The organism is Microbacterium sp. NPDC087592 (genome assembly GCF_044743585.1).
Lineage (GTDB): Bacteria > Actinomycetota > Actinomycetes > Actinomycetales > Microbacteriaceae > Microbacterium.
Map to the genome: position 1 here is coordinate 105,883 of NZ_JBIUWT010000004.1, position 17,284 is coordinate 123,166.

Here is a 17,284-nt window from a genome sequence, read left to right on the forward strand (position 1 = left end):
CGCATCAGCTCAGAAGGTGATCCACTCCGTGCGCACCGTCACGGCATCCAGCGCATCGGCATCCGGCGTCACGCCGATGCCCGGTCCGGTCGGGACCGTCAGCGTGCCGTCCTCCACGACGAACGGCTCGGTGATGTCGCGGGAGTAGTAGCGACCGGAGCCCGAGGTGTCGCCGGGCAGGGTGAAGCCCGGGAGAGCCGCGAGAGCGACGTTCGCCGCCCGGCCGATCCCCGTCTCCAGCATCCCGCCGCACCACACCGGGATGTCGTTCGCCACGCACACGTCGTGGATGCGACGGGCCTCGAGGTAGCCGCCGACGCGACCGGGCTTGATGTTCACGATCGAACAGGCACCCAGCGCGATGGCGTCGGCGGCGGCACGGGCCGAGATGATCGACTCGTCGAGACAGACGGGCGTGGTGATGGCCTTCGCGAGCTGCGCGTGCCCGAGCAGATCCTCCTCGTCGAGGGGCTGCTCGATCAGGAGCAGGTCGAACGGGTCGAGCTTGGCGAGGTGCCGGGCGTCGCCCCGGTGGTAGGCGGTGTTCGCGTCGACCTGCAGCAGTACGTCGTCGCCGAACCGCTCGCGCACGGCACGGACGGGATCGATGTCCCACCCCGGCTCGATCTTGAGCTTGATGCGCACGTAGCCCTCGTCGAGGTAGCCGTCGACGGCGTCGAGGAGCTCGGGGATCGAGTCCATGATGCCGACGGAGACGCCGCAGTCGACCCGGTCGCGCACGGCGCCCAGCTCGCGCGACAGCGGCACACCCGTGGCCCGCAGCTCGGCGTCGAGGATCGCCAGTTCGACGGCGGCCTTCGACATCCGGTGCCCTTTGAACTTCGCGAGAGCCGGAGCGACGCCGCCCGCATGCAGGTCCTTCACCTGCGCGAGCGCCGGCAGCAGAAAGCGGGTGATCACGTCGACGCTCGCCTCGACGTACTCGGAGGAGTACAGCGGGTCGTTCATCGCGACGCCCTCGCCCCAGCCCTCGGCCTCGTCTGTGACGGCCCGCACGATCAGCGCCTCGCGCGCGGTCTGCACCCCGAACGACGTGCGGAACGGTGACACCAGCGGCATCTCGATCACACGCAGCTCGAATCCGGTGAGCTTCATCCCTGTTCTCCTCTGTCGATGGTGTACGCGCCGGAGCGATCGAACGAGAGCACGCGCCCTCCGCCCTCCAGCGCAGATCCGAGCGTCTCCCGCAGCGCCAGACGCCACGCGGTCGCGCGGGCGGGCTCGGAAAGGCGCAGCGTCTCGATGTCGCGCGGCAGCGCCACGCGGACGAGCCTGGCGTCGGTGCGATGCCGGAGCGGCCCGAGGTCTTCGCCCACGCTGAGCAGTGGCTCGGCGTCGGCGACGTCTCCCGAGCCGGACGGCTCCCCGTGACAGGCGGCGACGACGCGCGGGTCGCGCACGTACCAGGTCACCAGCATCCGGTCGGTGTCATCGGCGCCGTTGAGCGCATCGGCCATGTGCCCGTAGAAGTTGCGGTGGTACGACGTCGGCGTCGCGGCGAGCTTCACGAGATTGAAGTGGGCGTTGCGGCTGATCAGCGGATCGAACGTCCAGGAGATCTCGTCGAGGCCCTCCTCGAGCGCCCAGGCGCGCTGATGCACCTTGAGCGCGAAGCCGACGCTGCGACCGCGCATCCGTGCCGAGACCCCGGCGATGTGGCTGTGCAGGGCGCGCTGATCCGGGGCCGCGAAGAAGCCGAAGCAGGCGCCGACGAGCTCGTCGTGCTCGAACGCGCCGCCCACGTAGCTGCCGGCCTTCGACAGGGCGCGCAGCGTCTCGACGTTGACCGGCGAGGTCTCGCCCTGCTTGGTCCAGATGCTCTGGAACAGCTCCGCCACCCGGGCGAAGTCCCCCACATCCTCGAGCAGCCGGATCTCCACCCCCGCCCTCGACGCGGCGGCGCTCGCCGCGTCGGCGGCCTCCTCCGGCGAGGCGCGGAAAGCTGCGGCATCCGTCATGCTCATGCCCGCGCTCCGGAGATCAGACCCTGCAGCAGCCGGATGCGTTCCGGGATCATCGCCACGATCACGTGCTCATCGTCGGCGTGGGCTCCGCCGCCCACCGCGCCGAGGCCGTCGAGGGTCGGAACCCCCAGCGCCGCGGTGAAGTTGCCGTCGGACGCTCCACCCACCGCAACGCCCTCGAACGGCGTCAGACCGGCCTCCTGGGCGATCGCCACCGCGGCGCGGAACAGGTCCGCAGAGACCTCGGGTTCCATCGGTCGACGGTTGGGGCCGCCCTCCACGCGCACCGTGGCGCCGGGAAGCGTGGCAGGGAGGGCGCGGAGCGCCGCATCCACCCGGTCCTGCTCCGCGACCGTGCGCACCCGCACGTCGACCGCGAACTCCGCATCGGCGGGCACCGTGTTCGTGGTGCTGCCGGCACGCAGGAGCGTGGGTGTGACGCTGGTCCCCGCCGCCGCGGCACCGAGCTCGGCGACCGCGAGGAGGAGGTGCGCGGCCTCCACCGCCGCGTTCACGCCGCGCTCCGGTTCCAATCCGGCATGAGCCGCCCGACCGGTGACGTGGATCCGATACAGCGAGACCCCCTTGCGGGCGATCTTCACGGCGCCGCCGTCGGCCGAAGCTTCGAGCACGAGCGCCGCCGCGCAGCCGAGCGCCTCCTGCTCGATCAGGGCGCGCGAGCTCGGCGAACCGAGCTCCTCGTCGCCCGTGATCAGGATGCTGACGCCGGTGCGGTCCGGCAGCGCGGCGACGGCGTGGAGGGCCATCACGACACCGGTCTTCATGTCGAAGCATCCCGGGCCGCGGAGCACGCCGTCGTCGATGCGGAACGGATGCCGCCGCAGGGAGCCGAGGGGCCACACCGTGTCGTGGTGACCGAGGAGCAGCACCGTGGGCTCGCCGAACCGCCAGCGCAGGTGGGAGCGTCCGTCGATCACGATGCGCTCCGGCGCGACGCCCAGCAGGCGCTCGCCGAGGGCGGCGACGACATCGGCGCTGCGGGCGACGGCGTCGAGGTCATCGGACGGCGACTCGCAGGAGACCAGTGTCTCGATGTCGGCGAGGACCAGGTCGAGGTCCACGCCGGCCTGCACCGGCATCACGACACCTTCGGCGCCGCGCGGACGCCGTGGTGCAGATAGCGTTCGCCGCTGGGCAGGGAGTAGAACACCACGGCGTGCCAGGCCTGCTCGCCCTCGGGACGCATCACGAACTCGCCGCGACGCACGGGCACCAGCGGATGCTCCTGCACCGGGTCGGGGAGCATGGCGGCGAGTGGTCCGTTCAGGGTGGTGCGCATGCGCAGGCCATCGTCGTCGCGGAAGATCTCGGTGCGCACGCCCGAGCGGTCGTAGACGCCCTCGAACTCGGAGAAGTCATCCGTGAACGGCTCCTCGGGCGGCGTGAGGCCGGCCGGCACCTCCAGCGCCGCCAGCTCGCGGAAGATCTCGCCGAACAGCTCGACGTAGAGATCGTGGGTGTTGCCCCCGTTCGTCAGCAGCGTCACCGCGAGCCCCTCCTCGGGGAGGATGCGCAGGAAGGACGCCTGCCCGATCGTGTTGCCGTCGTGCCCGATGAGGCGGTGGCCGTCCCAGTCGAACAGGATCCAGCCCACGCCCCACGCATCGCCGAGCGAGTACGGGTCGGGCATGTCCACCTCACGCTCCTGCATCCGCGCCACGGCGGCTTCGGACAGCACACGCGTCCCATCGGCGGCCAGTCCGCCTGCCAGGTGCATGCGGGCGAAGGCGAGCACGTCGGCCGTGGTGGAGTTGATGAGTCCGGCCGGTCCCATCGATCGGGGGAGCATCCAGGCGGGCGCGAGGTGCGGGCCGTCGTCGTCGACCACGGTGTGCCCGCTGGCAGCCCGGAACATGATCGCCTCCTCCGGGAGGGTCGAGGAGTGGGTGAGTCCGAGGGGCGTGAACACGAGGTCGCGCATCGCCTGGTCCCAGGTCGTTCCGGTGACCTTCTCGATCACGCGCCCGGCCAGCGAGAATCCGGAGTTGCAGTACGACATGGTCGCGCCGAGCGGATGGTTCTGCGCGACGCCGTCCAGGAGCGCGACGTACTTCTCGAGCGTGTCGTCGCCGCGGCCGGTGTCGGTGAAGACATCGCCGTCGATCCCACTGGTGTGATTCAGCAGGTGACGCAGCGTCACTGTCCGCGTGATCTCCGGGTCGGAGGACGAGAACTCCGGCACGTACGAGACGACCGGGGCGTCGAGGTCGAGCACACCCTGATCGACGAGGCGCATGATCGCGGTCGTCGTCCACACCTTGCCCATCGAGCCGATCTGGAACACGGAGTCGTCGGTGGTCTCGATGCCCGTGCGCGCGTTGAGTATGCCGTGGTGCGCATATACCGGCTCCTCGCCGAGACGCAGGATGCCGAGGGTCGCGCCGGGCACCTTGTGCGCTGCGGCCAGCGCGCTCAGTCGCTGCTGCCAATGACGGGCGTCGAGGCGGGCGCGCACGGGCGTGCCGGCCGGCGGCGCGTACTGCTCGACCCAGTCGATCACGCGCTGCGAGTAGTCGGCGCGGTGCGACGGAGGACCGGAGAGCACGAACAGGTGCGAGCCACCGGGATACAGCACCAGGCGCGTGGGGACGTCGCGCTCGCGCAGCGCCGTGAACCACTGCTCGGCCTGACCGACCGGGCAGCGGTCATCGGCCGCACCCTGCAGGATCAGAGTCGGGGTGGTGACCCGGTCGACCTGCGTGAACGGGGACTGCGCGGAGAGGCGCTCCTCATCGCGCCAGGGGAGCCCGCCGTTCTCCTTCGCCGAGAGGTAGTGCCCGAAGTCGGAGGTGCCGCCCATCGAGAAGAGATCGGTGACCACGCCTCCGCCCACGGCCGCCGCGAAGCGGTCGTCGCGCGACGTGAGGAAACAGGTCATGAAGCCGCCGTAGCTGTATCCGGTCACGGCTAGTCGGGCCGGGTCTGCGATGCCCTCGGCGACGAGCTGGTCGATCGGCTCGAGGAAGTCGTTCGCGTCGTTGACGCCCCACCCACCGGAGACCGCGGAGAAGAACGCGTCGCCGTAGCCGTCGCTGCCGCGGGGGTTGAGGGTGAGGATCGCCCAGCCGCGGCGCGCGAGCACCTGGTGGTACGGGTGGACGAGGTCGGCGGCACCGTTCCAGGCGTTGTGCGGACCTCCGTGCACATCGAGCAGGAGGGGGAGCGGGCCGGCAGCATCGGGATCGCGGCGCAACCAGCCCGTGACGACGGTGCCGTCGGCGATCGTGAAACGGCGCTCCTCCGCCGGGAGGAGATCGAATGCGGGTGTGCCGTAGTCGGTGAGGACACGCGTGGATCCATCCGTGAGGTCCAGCACTGCGATGTCGCCGAAGGATTCCGGCGTCGCGAGCGTGATCGCCGCGGAGGATGCCGCCACCGAGAGTCCTGACACGTTCGCGGTACCGTCCACGAGGGCAGTGGCCCCCGAACCGTCCGGGGCGACGCGGTACACGTGCGAGTAGCCGTTGTCACGGAGGCAGAACACGAGGTCCCCGCCGTCCGTGAACTGCGGCATGCCGCCCGGGTAGCCGGGACCACCCGGCATCACGTTGCGGTCGAGACTGCGCGTGATGTTCTGCGGTTCGCCGCCGTCGACCGGGAACAGCAGGAGGTCTGCGTTGCCGACCTCGGTGTCGGTGCGTCCGGCGGCGACGACATGGCGGCCGTCCGGGGTCCATCCCACGGCCGTCGCCTGCACATCGGCGGCGCTGACCTGCACGGCCGCGCTGTTCGGGTCGGTGGCGGAGCGCACGAACACCGGGATCCGCATCGTCAGATCGGCATCGTCCTCGACGCTCGCCGAGTACGCGAGGAGTGTGCCGTCGGGCGACCAGAACGGGTCGGAGGCGTGGGAGCGGCCGCGGGTGAGGACCGTCACCTTGCCAGAGTCGACGTCGAGCACATGCAGCTGTTGCACGAGCGTGCCCAGGGTGCCCGCACCATCAGCCTTGTAGCCCAGCCGGTCGGTCGAGGCCGGCGCCGAGCGTCGGGCGAGGATGGTCTCCGTGGTCTCGTCGGGAAGCGCCGCGCCGTCGACTGGGGCGGTGAACGCGATGCGCGTGCCGTCGGGGCTCCAGGCCGGAGCGCCGGCGCCGAGCGGGAGCGTCGTGAGTCCGCGTGCTTCGCCGCCGGCGGCCGGGAGCAGCCAGAGCTGCGCCGGGCCGTCCTGCGCGCGCAGGAACGCGAGCTGTGACCCGTCGGGGCTCCAGACCGGGGTCGAGTCGGCCGTCGCGTGCGTGAGCGGGGCCGGATCGCCGCCGGTGGTCGGCACCTGCCACAGGGCGCGCGTGTCCCGGTCGCCGTCGCGGTCGGTCGTCCGCAGCACGAAGGCGATGCGGGTGCCGTCCGGTGACAGTGCCGGTTGCTCGGGGGTGCGGACGGCGAGCAGGTCGTCGACGGTGACACGGTTCATGGGAGCTCCAATCGGATGGTCAGTTCACTGTGTCCGCAGAGAGCGGGGTCGGTGTTGTGGTCGCGGCCGAAACCAGGGGGCTGCTTTGGGAGATGGGCACAGTTCCGATCGGCGCATCCGTCGGCAGCCCCGCGAAGTGGCAGGCCGCGCCCACCGTGCCCGTGGGCCGCTGCGGTTCCGCGATCACGCAGATCTGCCGATCGGGGCGCGCCGCGGGACCGATCGGGCACCGCGGGTGGAAGCGGCAGCCGCCGGGCGGGGCGTGCGGGTCGGCGGGCTCCACATCGACGGGGGCGAGCGGATCGACGGCCAGCAGGTTCCCGTGCCGGGTGGGTGCCGCCTGGAGCAGATCCCGCGTGTACGGGTGCTGCGGGTCGGCCAGCACCTGCTCGGTCGGCCCGACCTCCACGATCCGGCCGAGGTACATGACCGCGATGTGATCGCTCAGGTATCGGACGACGGAGAGGTTGTGCGAGATGAAGAGCATCGTCAGGTCGAGCTCCACGCGCAGGTCGCGCACGAGGTTGAGCACCGAGCCCTGCACGGAGACGTCGAGCGCGGAGGTGATCTCGTCGGCGATCACGACCTCGGGGCGGGCGGCGAGAGCGCGGGCCAGGGCGATGCGCTGGCGCTGCCCGCCGGAGAGGGCGGCCGGGAGCGACTGTGCGCGGTCGGCGTCGAGGTTCACGAGGTCGAGCAGTCGTGCGACCTCGGCACGGCGGGCCCTGCTTCCGCGGATGTCGCGGGGGAGGGCCTCGGCGATCGATTCGCCGATGGTCATGCGCGGATCGAGCGAGGAGAACGGATCCTGGAACACCATCTGGATGGGGCGACGGCGGCGCAAGCCGCGCACGTCCACTCCGTCCAGCGTGATGGCGCCCTCGCTGATCGGCGCGAGGCCGATCGCCGCGCGGGCGAGCGTGGACTTGCCCGAACCCGACTCACCCACGAGCCCGACGACCGACCCGGACGGGACGGTCAGGGACACATCGTCGACGGCGGTGAGGCCGGAGCGGTGCGAGCCGTAGCGCACGCTGACCCGGTCGAAACGCAGCTCGCTCATCGCAGGACCCTCTCGTCATCGGCGGCGGCCTCGTCCGCCGTCGTGGCCACCGCCACAGCGACCTCCGCCTCTCCGGTGACCGGATGCCAGCAGGCGACCCGATGCCCGGCCTCATCGGCCAGGAGCTCGGGGTCGCTCTCCCGGCAGAGGTCGGTGGCGAGGGGACAGCGGGCGGCGAACGCGCATCCGGTGGGGAGGGCGCCCGGTGCCGGCGGACGGCCGGGGATCACTTTGAGGGGCTCGTCGCGGTCGGCGTCGAGCTCGGGCACGACCTCGAGCAGGGCGCGGGTGTACGGGTGCCGGGCGTCGGTGTGCAGGTTCGCTGCGGGCAGGTCCTCGACGATCCGTCCCGCGTACATCACCAGCACGCGGTCGCAGGTCTGCGCGACGACCGCGATGTCGTGGCTGATCAGCAGGATCGCGGCGTCGGTGTCGCGGCGCACGCCGGCCAGCAGCTGCAGCACCTGTCGCTGCACGGTCACATCGAGCGCGGTGGTCGGCTCGTCCGCGATGATCAGGCGCGGATGGTTCATGAGCCCCATGGCGATCATCGCCCGCTGCCGCATGCCGCCGGAGAACTCGTGCGGGTACTGGTGGGCGCGTCGTGCCGCGGCGGGCACCCGCACCGACTGCAGACGCTCGATCGCCCGATCCATCGCCTGCTTCCGAGTGATGTCCTGGTGCTCGGACGCGGCCTCGGCGAGCTGCGAGCCGATCCGCCTCGTCGGGTTGAACGAGGTCATCGGGTCCTGGAAGACCATCGCGAGCGAGGTGCCGAGGAGGCTCCGCACCGCGCGGTCGGACGTCGTCAGCAGCGGGGTGCCGCAGAAGTCCAGTCGCGCGGCGTCGACGTGACCCGGGCGTTCGATGAGCCGGGCGGCGGCCAGGGCGGTGAGGCTCTTGCCGGAGCCCGATTCGCCGACCACGCCGATGGCCTCGCCACGCGCGACCGTGAACGAGACGCCGCGCACGGGGGTGACCCATCCCCTCGGGGTCGGGAAGGAGACGCGCAGGTCGTCGACGAGGAGTACCGGTTCCTCGCCGTCGACCGGCGCGGGCTGAGCGGCTCGCGGACGCACGATCGCGGGGAGGCGGTGGCGGCGTCGCGCGGAGCGTCCGCCGAGCGCTGCGGCTGCGGTCTCGCCGAGGAGGTTGAACGCGAGTCCGGCGATCACCACAGCCACGGCGGGTCCGAGCGCGGCCGCCGGGTTGAGGTAGATCCGGTTCAGGCCCTCGCCCAGCAGCCGGCCCCAGTCGTACTCGGGGACCTGCACGCCCAGGCCGAGGAAGGAGAGTCCGGCGAAGGCGAGCAGTGCCGATCCCGCGGAGACGGTGGCGTTCACGATGAGCGGTTCGCCGATGTTCGGCAGGATGTGACGGATCAGGATGCGGAACCGCGAGACGCCGGCCACCCGAGCGGCGTCGATGAAGTCGCGTCCGGCGATCGCCGCGGACAGCGTCTGGGTGAGCCGCGCGAACTGCGGCGCCATCGCGAACCCGATCGCGAGGACGGCGCCGGTGGATCCGACCCCGAAGATGACCGCGAAGAACAGCGCGAGCAGGAGTCCGGGGAAGGCGACCGCGATGTTCACGAAGCCGACGATCGGGCGTCCGAGCCAGCGGGGGAGCACCGAGGGTGCGGTGCCGAGCAAGGTGCCGGCGACGACGCCGATCATCACGGCGATCACGGCGAGCACCACCGAGAGCCGGGTCGCCACCAGCACGCGGGCGAGCACGTCGCGGCCGAGCGTGTCGGTGCCCAGCAGGTGTGCGGCGCTCGGTCCCTGGGTGATCTCGGTCGGGTTCACCTGCTCGGCCTGCGCGCCCCAGACGATCGGCGCGAAGATCGCGGTGAGCGTGACGAGGAGGACGAGCGCGAGAGCGGTGATCCCCAGTGGTGAGCGGACGATGCCCGACCATGCCGTACGTGCCGACATCATGCCTCCCGGATGGTGGATCGAGGGTCGAGGAGGGCGAGGACCACGTCGACCACCAGGTTCACGATGAGCACCCCGATCCCGTAGACGAGGACGATGCCCTGCACGACCGAGTAGTCCTTGGTGAGGATCGACTGCACGATCATCGTGCCCAGGCCCGGCCAGGCGAACACGTTCTCGACCAGCACGGTGCCGGCGACCATGCCCGTCAGGAGCAGGCCGGTGAGGGTGAGGGTCGCGGTCATGGCGTTCGGCAGTGCGTGGCGCGAGTAGATCCGGTGCGGCGCGAGCCGCTTGGCCCGGGCGGTGCGGATGAAGTCCTGGTTGAGGACGGACAGCACCTCGACCCGGATGATGCGCGAGAACACTGCGGTCGGGGCGACGGCGAGGGCGATCACGGGGAGCACCAGCGAGAACGGGGCGGTGTTACCGGCGACGGGGAACCAGCCGAGCGAGACCGCGAAGAAGTAGACGAGTCCGACGGCGAGGAGGAACTCGGGGATCGCGGCGAGGATGACGGATCCGGTCGCGAAGGCCAGCTCGAGGCCGCGACGCCGGCCACCGCGGGTCGCGACGGCCATCGTCACCCCGAGCGGGACGGACACCAGCAGCACCAGCACGACGGCGAGGAGGGCGAGCTGCAGGGTCGCGGGCAGCCGCGTGGAGATGATCTCGGCGACCGGCTGCCCGGTGATCATGGACGAGCCCATGTCGCCGGTGAACAGCCCTCCGATGTACTGGAAGTACTGCACGAGCAGGGGCTGGTCGAGCCCGAGCGCCGCGCGACGGGACTCGACGAGCTCGGCCGGGGCGTTCAGTCCGAGCGCCGCGCGCACCGGATCACCCGGCACCAGGTGGATCATGAAGAAGGCGGCCGTGACCAGCACCCACACCGACAGGACGAACTGCCCTCCGCGACGGACCAGGAAGGACACCCAGGGGTTGTCCGACCGTGCGGATCTGATCAGTATCGCGTGCGTGGCGGTGGTGCTGGCCATCGGCTGCCTCCGGCTCGGTTGTTCTCTGCGTGCTTACTCGTACATGCGGATCGAGGCGGGGTCGATGCCGTCGCCCTCGGTGAAGGTCACCTTGTTGCCGAACGTCGTCAGCACGTTGTTCGCGTACGGGACGACCGACACCGACGTGTACAGGGCCTTCTCGGCGTCGCCCCAGTCCGCGCATCCTTCGGCGCCCGGCTTCGACGAGGCGGCCGTGACGGCGGCCGTGTAGGCGTCGTCCGCCACCGACGCGAAGTTCGTGCCGTCGGGCGGGGTCGGTCCGGAGTAGAACGGCACCAGCATGCTCGGCAGCGAGACGCCCAGCGGAGCAGCGGAGACGTCCCAGTCGCCGGAGGCGAAGAGGGTCTCGCTCAGGGTGGGCGCATCGACGGTCTTGATCGTCACGTCGACACCGAGCTTCTTCCACGATGCCTGCATGAGCTCCGCCGCGGCGCTGCCGCCGTCGCCGAGCGTCGTGGGAGTGAGGAGAGTGATCGTCATCGCCGTCCCGTCCTTCTCACGGATGCCGTCGGAGCCGGCCTTCCATCCGGCGGCATCGAGGCCCGCGGCGGCCTTCTTCTCGTCGAAGGCGGGGAGCAGATCGCCGACGACATCGGCCTGGCAGGGGTTCGGAGCGATCGTGACGAGGCTCTTCGCCGCAGTGCCCTGCCCGCTCGTGAGGACCTGGCGGAGCTGGGCGAGGTCGAGTGCTTCCGTGAGGGCCTCACGCACGGCCTGATCGGAGCCGGGGTGGCCGTCCGCCTGGTTGAAGAACAGCTGTCCCGCCGCCAGCGGCAGCTCGGAGACGAACAGCCCGGCGTCCTGGAGCCGCTGGCGATCCGGGCCGATCACGAGTGCCGTGTTGACCTCGCCGGAGAGCACGAGGTTCGCCGCGGTCGTCTCGTTCGGGATGACGCGGTAGACGACCGTGTCGGGAATGCCCGGCTGCTTCGGATCCCAGTCGCCGGGCCCCCAGGTGAAGTCGTCGCGACGGGTCAGGGTGTACTGGCTGTTCGGCACGACCTCGGTGAGCGTGAACATCCCGGTCGCGCCTTCGCCGGCGGCGCGGGCGTCGGCGTCGTCGACGACGTTGCCGCACACGATCGAGATGCTTCCGACGTTCTCCACGAGGAAGGCATCGGGCCGTCCGCTCGTGACGGTGACGATGCCGCTGGCGTCGTCTCCGGTCGCGGTGGTTCCCGGCTGCACCTGCACGCCGGCGAGGGGGGAGCCGTTCGCCGGATCGCCGATGAAGGAGATGTTCGCGGCGACGGCGGACGCCGTGAGCGGTGAGCCGTCCTGGCAGGTGATGTCGTCACGCAGCGTGAAGGTCGCCTGCTCCGTCCCGGCTTCCCATTCGGAGGCGAGTCCGGACAGGATCGTCCCGTCGTTCTGCACCTCGACGAGGCGACCGTACAGGTAGCGATCGATCTGTCGGGCCGTGCCGATGACGGTCGTGAACGGGTCGAGCGTGCCCGGGTCGGTGGCGACGGCCGCGGTGAAGGTCTTGCCGTCGGCGAGGACGCCGTCGGGGGTGTCTCCTCCTTCGGGAGGGGCGCTCGCGGCACAGGATGTCAGGGCGAGCGCCGCAACGCCCAGCAGCGCGATCAGCGGGGTACGAGAACGCATCAGAAGCCTCCAGCAGTGTTCGGGATGGTGCAGGTGGATGGTGCAGGAATCAGGTCAGAGGGCGCGCAGGTGCTCGACGGCGGCGAAGCCAGCGCGGCCGATCGAGGCGTCCACCAGAGGCTGCCTGTCGGCGAGGGATGCGGCGCGGGTGAAGACGGCCACTGCGTGCTGCCGGCCGTCGGGATAGGTCACCACGCCGGCCTCGTTGCGCCAGGTGGGCAGCGTGCCGGTCTTCGCCGCGATACGGACACCCGGGGGGAAGCCGGAGCTCAGCCGGTGCGGCCAGATCTGCTGCGCCATGATGTCCCTGGCCTGACGGCACGCCTCGGCCGTCGCCGCGGTGTCGGTCCACAGCGCGTTGAGCAGTGTCGTGACATCCCGCGGGGTGGAGTGCGAGGTCTTGGCTGGATGCACCGCGTCGAGTGCGAGGATCTGTTCGGCGCTCGCCCCCTCGAACAGCTCGTCGAGGTCGCTGTCGGGTGTGCCGCCGAGATCGGAGACGACCGAGGCGAACAGGTCTTCGCAGCACCCCACGAGCCGCGTCTGCCGCAGCCCCAGGTCGCTGATGACCCGGTTCACGGCATCACTCCCGAGCCGGTGGTACACGACGTCGGTGGCGGCGTTGTCGCTCATGGTCATCATGTTCTGCGCGAGGTCGCGCCAACTGGCCTCGACGTCGTCCGAGAACCCGGCGGTGCCCACGCCGCCGATGCGGTAGCGCGCCGTCACGGTGGTCCGCTCGGTCGGGTCGAGTTCCCCGGCGGCAACTGCGCGCACGTAGGCCGTGAGCACGAGGATCTTGAACACCGAGGCGAGCACCACGGGCTCGTCGGCGTCGACGCTCACCTCGGGCCCGCCCTCTTCGCCGATCTCCCGCGCGTGCAGGAACCCGGTCGCGCCGGCCTCCGTGAAGAGCGCCGCCGTGGTGGTCATGCGTCGACCCGGCGGTCGGCTCGTCCGGTGTGCAGGTACAGCGCACGTCCGGTGCCGTCGTCGCCGACGAAGGCGTGCGGCATGCGCATCCCGCGCTCCTGCTTGCGGGGGAGCAGCGTGTCGGTCGTCCAGCCGACGAGTTCGACCGGCTCCGGTGCCGGGCCCAGCTCGGCGAAGATCCCCTTCATGGTGCGCTCGAGCCAGATGCGGCCGTCGTCGTCGAGTCGCACGGTCGAGTCCGAGACCGACGACGAATACGTGCCGAGGATGCGGTCCACGTCGACCTCGACCGGCGTCTCCGGGATCGTGGGCAGCGCGGGCATCGTGACCCCGGCCAGCACCGCGAGCACCCGGGAGGTGATGGCGTGGTAGGCGTCGACCGTCTGCCCGCCGTTCGTGAGGACCGCCACGGCGACCCCTGCGGAGGGAACCATCCGCAGGAACGCGTTCTGTCCGATCGTGCCGCCGTCGTGGCCGATCACGGGTCCGCCCTCCCAGTCGAAGATCTCCCAGCCCAGGCCCCAGGCGTCGCCCATCAGGCCGAGCTCGGGGAGCTCGACCTGACGCTCCTGCATCGCGCGGACGCTCTCCTCGGACAGGATGCGCGTCCCATCGGGAGCGACGCCGCCGTCCAGGTGCATGCGCGCGTAGCTCACCAGATCATGCGCGGTCATGGCAAGCATCGACCCGGCGGGCGCGTTCGAGCGCACCAGATTCCACACGGGGGCCGCCGCCGGCTCGTCGCTGCCCTCGGCCGGGATGTGCCCGAGCGCGGCGCGGAACATGATCGCCTCGGAGGCCGTGGTGGCCACGTGCGTCAGGCCCAGCGGACCGGCGAGGTGCGTGCGCAGCGCCTGGTCGTACGACGTGCCGCGCAGGACCTCGACCATGCGGCCGAGCACCACGAAGGCGGCGTTGTTGTACGAGAAGCGCTCGCCGGGGGTGAAGAGCTGCGGGGCGTCGGCGATCGTCGCGAGGTACTTCTCCACGGCGTCGTCGCCGACCCCGGTGTCGTTGAAGAGATCGCCCTCGAAGCCGCTCACGTGGCTCAGCAGCTGCCGGGCCGTGATCGTGCTCGCCGCCGCATCGTCGCCGATCGCGAAGGCGGGCACGGTGTCGCGTACCGGGGCGTCGATGTCGAGCAGTCCCTCGTCGACGAGCTGCATGATGAGCGTCGCCGTCCAGGTCTTGGTGATCGAGCCGATCTGGAAGACCGAGTCCACGTCGGCTTCCACACCGGTGTTGCGGTTCAGGATTCCTGCGGCGGTGGTGAAGATCTCACCGTCGGCCAGGATCGCGACGGATGCCGCGGGGATGTGCGCGTCGGCCAGCATCGCGGGAAGGTTCTCCCGCACCCAGCTGCCGATTTCGTTCAGGTCGGACACGTGCGCTCCTCTACATCGAGTGGGTCGTCGCATTCGAGGCGACGGCGATGGGCCGAGACTATTCGCGTGCTCCGCCGGCCCGTTGGTGTCGGGCGACGAGACTTGCGCGGACCTTGGTTCGCCCGGACGAAGGATCGATGCCTCAGACGTTCCCTCGTACGGGGCGCCCCGGCAGGGCCTCGGTCACGATCTCCCCGGCGTGCACGACGGGGGTGCCGTGCACAAACAGGTAGCGGATGCCCCGCGAGGGCCGGGTCGGGTCGGAGTAGGTCGCCCGGTCGGTGAGGGTCGCCGGATCGAGGACCACGATGTCGGCATCGGCTCCGACAGCGAGATGCCCCTTGCCCCGCATGCCCGAGGAGACCTCGTCGAGCACCCGCGCCGGAAGGAATGAGCAGCGACGGAAGGCCTCCGGCCAGGTCCACGTGTCGCTCTCGAGCACCATGAGACGCAGCGACTTCGTGAACGTCCCGGCCGTGCGCGGATGCGTGTGCCCGCCGGACGGCAGGGGCCAGTCGCGCTGCTCGTACACGGTCCGACCGTCGGCTGCCGCCCAGGAGATCGGCATCGCATCGCTCGCGACGATCGAATCGGGGTAGGCGAGGGCGCGGTCCAGGTGCGCGCGGTCGAGGGGATCGGCTTCGTCGAGGAACGTCACGATGCACGCGGCGCCGGGGTCCGTCGCGCGCACCTCGCGCAGCCGGGCCTCGTCGGCGATGCGCTCGCCGGTGTCGACGAGCACGAGCGAGCTCGGGGTGATCCCGAGTCCCTTGAGCTTCTCCGGAGCGAGGAAGAACGCGCCGATCGCGGTACTGCCCGCGCCGTAGGGATAGGCCTCGACCGTCACGCGGGAGCCCGCCGCGCGGCTGCGGTCGAGCAGGGCCAGCACGCGGTCGATGTGGCGCAGCGACGTGCTGTTCACGTGGCAGTGGTGCATGGCGGCACCGGTCTCGGCGGCCGCGCGGACGAGCTCCTCCGACCCGTCGATCGGCGTGCGGGGGTCGGCTTCGATCAGCTCGCGCACGTGCGTGAACGTCGGGGCATGTGCGGCCGCGGCCAGCCGGGAGAGCTCCAGATACTCGTCCGGGTCGGAGCGGGGCGCGTAGCCCATGAGCACACCGATCCCGAGGGCGCCGGCACCGAGCTCGTCCTCGAGCAGGCTCAGCCAGCGGCGGCGTTCGGCGGGGGAGGAGGCGCGCTGCCACTCGGGCGTGCCGAGCAGGTCCATCGACGCGGCGAAGTCGGCGACGGGCACCCGGTCGAGGTGCGCGTACGCCCGTGCCTGCGACCAGGAGGCGGAGAATCCGTAGTTCAGGGGGCGGCCGTCTGCCGCGGCGCGTGCGAGAGCCTCGGCGATCGGCATGAGGCCCGCTTCGAGGTCGAGTGCGGTGGTGACGCCGTCCATCGCCTGCAGACGCTGTCCGGCGATCGAGTGCACGTGGCTGTGCAGGTCGACGAAGCCGGGGCCGACGATGAGACCCCTGGCGTCGACGACGTCGGCATCCACCGGTGCCGTGAGTGCATCACCGACGGCGGCCACCCGTCCCTCTGTGATCAGGAGGTCGGCGATCCGGTCGGATCCGGTCTTCGGGTCGATGACGCGCCCGCCGCGCAGCAGAGTGTCCACGTGGTCACGATGCCATGCTGGGGGAGGCCGTTCCGGTGCAGTCCGACGAAACCGGGTGTACGTTCCCGTGCTCCCGCACAACCGGCGACGCGCGGCGACGGTCGGCGAGAGGTGCGTGCGCGCGTCCCAGCAGACATAATGAAGTGACGATGTGACCGTGCACACGCGAGGAGGCAAGTGATGTCCACCGCCTCCGAGCGTGCGCGGCTGCCCAGCATCCGCGACGTCGCACGGCTCGCGGGAGTCTCCCATCAGACCGTGTCCCGGGTGCTGAACGATCATCCGAGCATCCGTCCCGAGACGAAGGCCAAGGTCCTCGACGCGATCGCCGTGCTCGACTACCGGCCGAATCTCGCGGCCAGGGCGCTGGTCACCAGCAAGTCGAACATGCTGGGGATCCTCTCGGCGACCATCGGGGAGTTCGGTCCGACGTCATCCATCGCCGGGATCGAGGATGCAGCGCGCGAGGAGGGGTACTCGGTCTCGACCCTGAACCTCCCCGCGACGAGTCCGGAGGCGATCGGCAACGCGGTGCGGCAGCTCTCGCGCGAGCAGGTCGACGGGATCGTGGTGCTCGCGCCGCAGGTGCGGGTGTTCCATGTCCTTCGCGGCATGTCCGTCGACATGCCGTTCGTCACGCTGCAGACGGCATCCGGCTCGGACGGGGTGAGCCTGTCCGCCGACCAGGTCGCCGGTGCCAGAGCGGCGACGGAGCACCTGATCTCGCTCGGTCACAGCGACATCCTGCACCTGGCTGGACCTCAGGACTGGATCGAGGCCGAGTCGCGCATGCGCGGCTACCTCGACGGACTGCGCGAGGCCGATCTGCCCACGTTCCCGCCGATCCGCGGCGACTGGACCGCGGACTTCGGGTACTTCGCGGGCAAGGAGCTCGCCCTCCGCCGCGACTTCACCGCCGTGTTCGCCGCGAACGACCTCATGGCGATCGGGCTGATGCACGGTTTCCGCGACTCGGGGATACGCGTCCCGCACGACGTGAGTGTGATCGGTTTCGACGACATCCCCGTCGCGGCGCATGTGGCTCCGTCGCTCAGCACCGTGCACCAGGACTTCCCCGAGCTCGGGCGCCGAGCCGTGCGCATCCTGCTCGCGCAGATCCGTGGTGAGCAGGTGCCGGAGTTCGGCCCGCTGCAGACGATCCTGCGCGCGCGCGAATCCGCTGCATCACGGTAGCGACACGAAATCCCGGCGCGGACTTGACAGCGGTCCAGCAGAAGACGACGATATATCGATGTGAACGGTCACATTGAAGGTGACCGCACGTCGCGAGGAAT

General features: G+C 70.7%; 12 protein-coding genes. 1 reads left to right on the forward strand and 11 read right to left on the reverse strand.

What is annotated here, in order from left to right; genetic code table 11:
• Positions 1 to 9: 9 nt before the first annotated feature.
• The 11 genes from menC to ACIOTO_RS18795 all read right to left on the reverse strand — a co-directional run bounded on the left by menC (position 10) and on the right by ACIOTO_RS18795 (position 15,989).
• Positions 10 to 1,116 (reverse strand): o-succinylbenzoate synthase, encoded by a 1,107-nt coding sequence (gene menC, locus ACIOTO_RS18745; RefSeq protein WP_400858989.1) that lies wholly within the window; start codon positions 1,114 to 1,116, stop codon positions 10 to 12.
• Entirely contained in the window at positions 1,113 to 1,985 is an 873-nt protein-coding gene (locus ACIOTO_RS18750) for a GNAT family N-acetyltransferase (RefSeq protein ID WP_197021056.1), read from the reverse strand. Before ACIOTO_RS18750 ends, menC begins: the two co-directional genes overlap by 4 nt.
• A complete protein-coding gene (locus ACIOTO_RS18755) occupies positions 1,982 to 3,085 on the reverse strand; it encodes a M20 family metallopeptidase (protein ID WP_400858991.1) in 1,104 nt (367 codons plus the stop codon). Before ACIOTO_RS18755 ends, ACIOTO_RS18750 begins: the two co-directional genes overlap by 4 nt.
• Positions 3,085 to 6,417, reverse strand: a complete 3,333-nt coding sequence (locus ACIOTO_RS18760) for a serine hydrolase (RefSeq protein ID WP_400858993.1) — start codon at positions 6,415 to 6,417, stop codon at positions 3,085 to 3,087. The genes ACIOTO_RS18755 and ACIOTO_RS18760 overlap by 1 nt, the downstream gene beginning before the upstream one ends.
• Positions 6,418 to 6,436: 19 nt before the next feature.
• The gene (locus tag ACIOTO_RS18765) at positions 6,437 to 7,480 is read right to left on the reverse strand and encodes an ABC transporter ATP-binding protein (RefSeq protein WP_372469366.1); all 1,044 of its coding nucleotides are present in this window, start codon (positions 7,478 to 7,480) and stop codon (positions 6,437 to 6,439) included.
• Positions 7,477 to 9,420: a dipeptide/oligopeptide/nickel ABC transporter permease/ATP-binding protein gene (locus ACIOTO_RS18770; protein WP_400858995.1), complete on the reverse strand. Its 1,944-nt coding sequence runs from the start codon at positions 9,418 to 9,420 to the stop codon at positions 7,477 to 7,479. Before ACIOTO_RS18770 ends, ACIOTO_RS18765 begins: the two co-directional genes overlap by 4 nt.
• Positions 9,417 to 10,415: an ABC transporter permease gene (locus ACIOTO_RS18775; RefSeq protein ID WP_105710927.1), complete on the reverse strand. Its 999-nt coding sequence runs from the start codon at positions 10,413 to 10,415 to the stop codon at positions 9,417 to 9,419. The genes ACIOTO_RS18770 and ACIOTO_RS18775 overlap by 4 nt, the downstream gene beginning before the upstream one ends.
• A 33-nt stretch (positions 10,416 to 10,448) precedes the next feature.
• Complete coding sequence (locus ACIOTO_RS18780; protein ID WP_400858998.1) at positions 10,449 to 12,044, reverse strand: ABC transporter substrate-binding protein; 1,596 nt, start codon at positions 12,042 to 12,044, stop codon at positions 10,449 to 10,451.
• Between the two features lie 54 nt (positions 12,045 to 12,098).
• Positions 12,099 to 12,977, reverse strand: a complete 879-nt coding sequence (locus ACIOTO_RS18785) for a serine hydrolase (protein WP_400859000.1) — start codon at positions 12,975 to 12,977, stop codon at positions 12,099 to 12,101.
• Positions 12,974 to 14,362, reverse strand: coding sequence for a serine hydrolase domain-containing protein (locus ACIOTO_RS18790; RefSeq protein ID WP_400859001.1), 1,389 nt, complete (start codon positions 14,360 to 14,362; stop codon positions 12,974 to 12,976). The genes ACIOTO_RS18785 and ACIOTO_RS18790 overlap by 4 nt, the downstream gene beginning before the upstream one ends.
• Before the next feature lie 142 nt (positions 14,363 to 14,504).
• Positions 14,505 to 15,989 (reverse strand): amidohydrolase family protein, encoded by a 1,485-nt coding sequence (locus ACIOTO_RS18795; protein ID WP_400859003.1) that lies wholly within the window; start codon positions 15,987 to 15,989, stop codon positions 14,505 to 14,507.
• 180 nt (positions 15,990 to 16,169) lie between these two features.
• On the opposite strand from ACIOTO_RS18795, the gene ACIOTO_RS18800 reads away from it, so the two are divergent.
• Positions 16,170 to 17,183, forward strand: coding sequence for a LacI family DNA-binding transcriptional regulator (locus ACIOTO_RS18800; protein ID WP_029262612.1), 1,014 nt, complete (start codon positions 16,170 to 16,172; stop codon positions 17,181 to 17,183).
• Positions 17,184 to 17,284: the final 101 nt, after the last annotated feature.

Bases quoted from the DNA above. Each gene is read 5' to 3' on its own strand.
- menC (WP_400858989.1), bottom strand. From the start codon at position 1,116: ATGAAGCTCACCGGATTCGAGCTGCGTGTGATCGAGATGCCGCTGGTG.
- ACIOTO_RS18750 (WP_197021056.1), bottom strand. From the start codon at position 1,985: ATGAGCATGACGGATGCCGCAGCTTTCCGCGCCTCGCCGGAGGAGGCC.
- ACIOTO_RS18755 (WP_400858991.1), bottom strand. From the start codon at position 3,085: ATGCCGGTGCAGGCCGGCGTGGACCTCGACCTGGTCCTCGCCGACATC.
- ACIOTO_RS18760 (WP_400858993.1), bottom strand. From the start codon at position 6,417: ATGAACCGTGTCACCGTCGACGACCTGCTCGCCGTCCGCACCCCCGAG.
- ACIOTO_RS18765 (WP_372469366.1), bottom strand. From the start codon at position 7,480: ATGAGCGAGCTGCGTTTCGACCGGGTCAGCGTGCGCTACGGCTCGCAC.
- ACIOTO_RS18770 (WP_400858995.1), bottom strand. From the start codon at position 9,420: ATGATGTCGGCACGTACGGCATGGTCGGGCATCGTCCGCTCACCACTG.
- ACIOTO_RS18775 (WP_105710927.1), bottom strand. From the start codon at position 10,415: ATGGCCAGCACCACCGCCACGCACGCGATACTGATCAGATCCGCACGG.
- ACIOTO_RS18780 (WP_400858998.1), bottom strand. From the start codon at position 12,044: ATGCGTTCTCGTACCCCGCTGATCGCGCTGCTGGGCGTTGCGGCGCTC.
- ACIOTO_RS18785 (WP_400859000.1), bottom strand. From the start codon at position 12,977: ATGACCACCACGGCGGCGCTCTTCACGGAGGCCGGCGCGACCGGGTTC.
- ACIOTO_RS18800 (WP_029262612.1), top strand. From the start codon at position 16,170: ATGTCCACCGCCTCCGAGCGTGCGCGGCTGCCCAGCATCCGCGACGTC.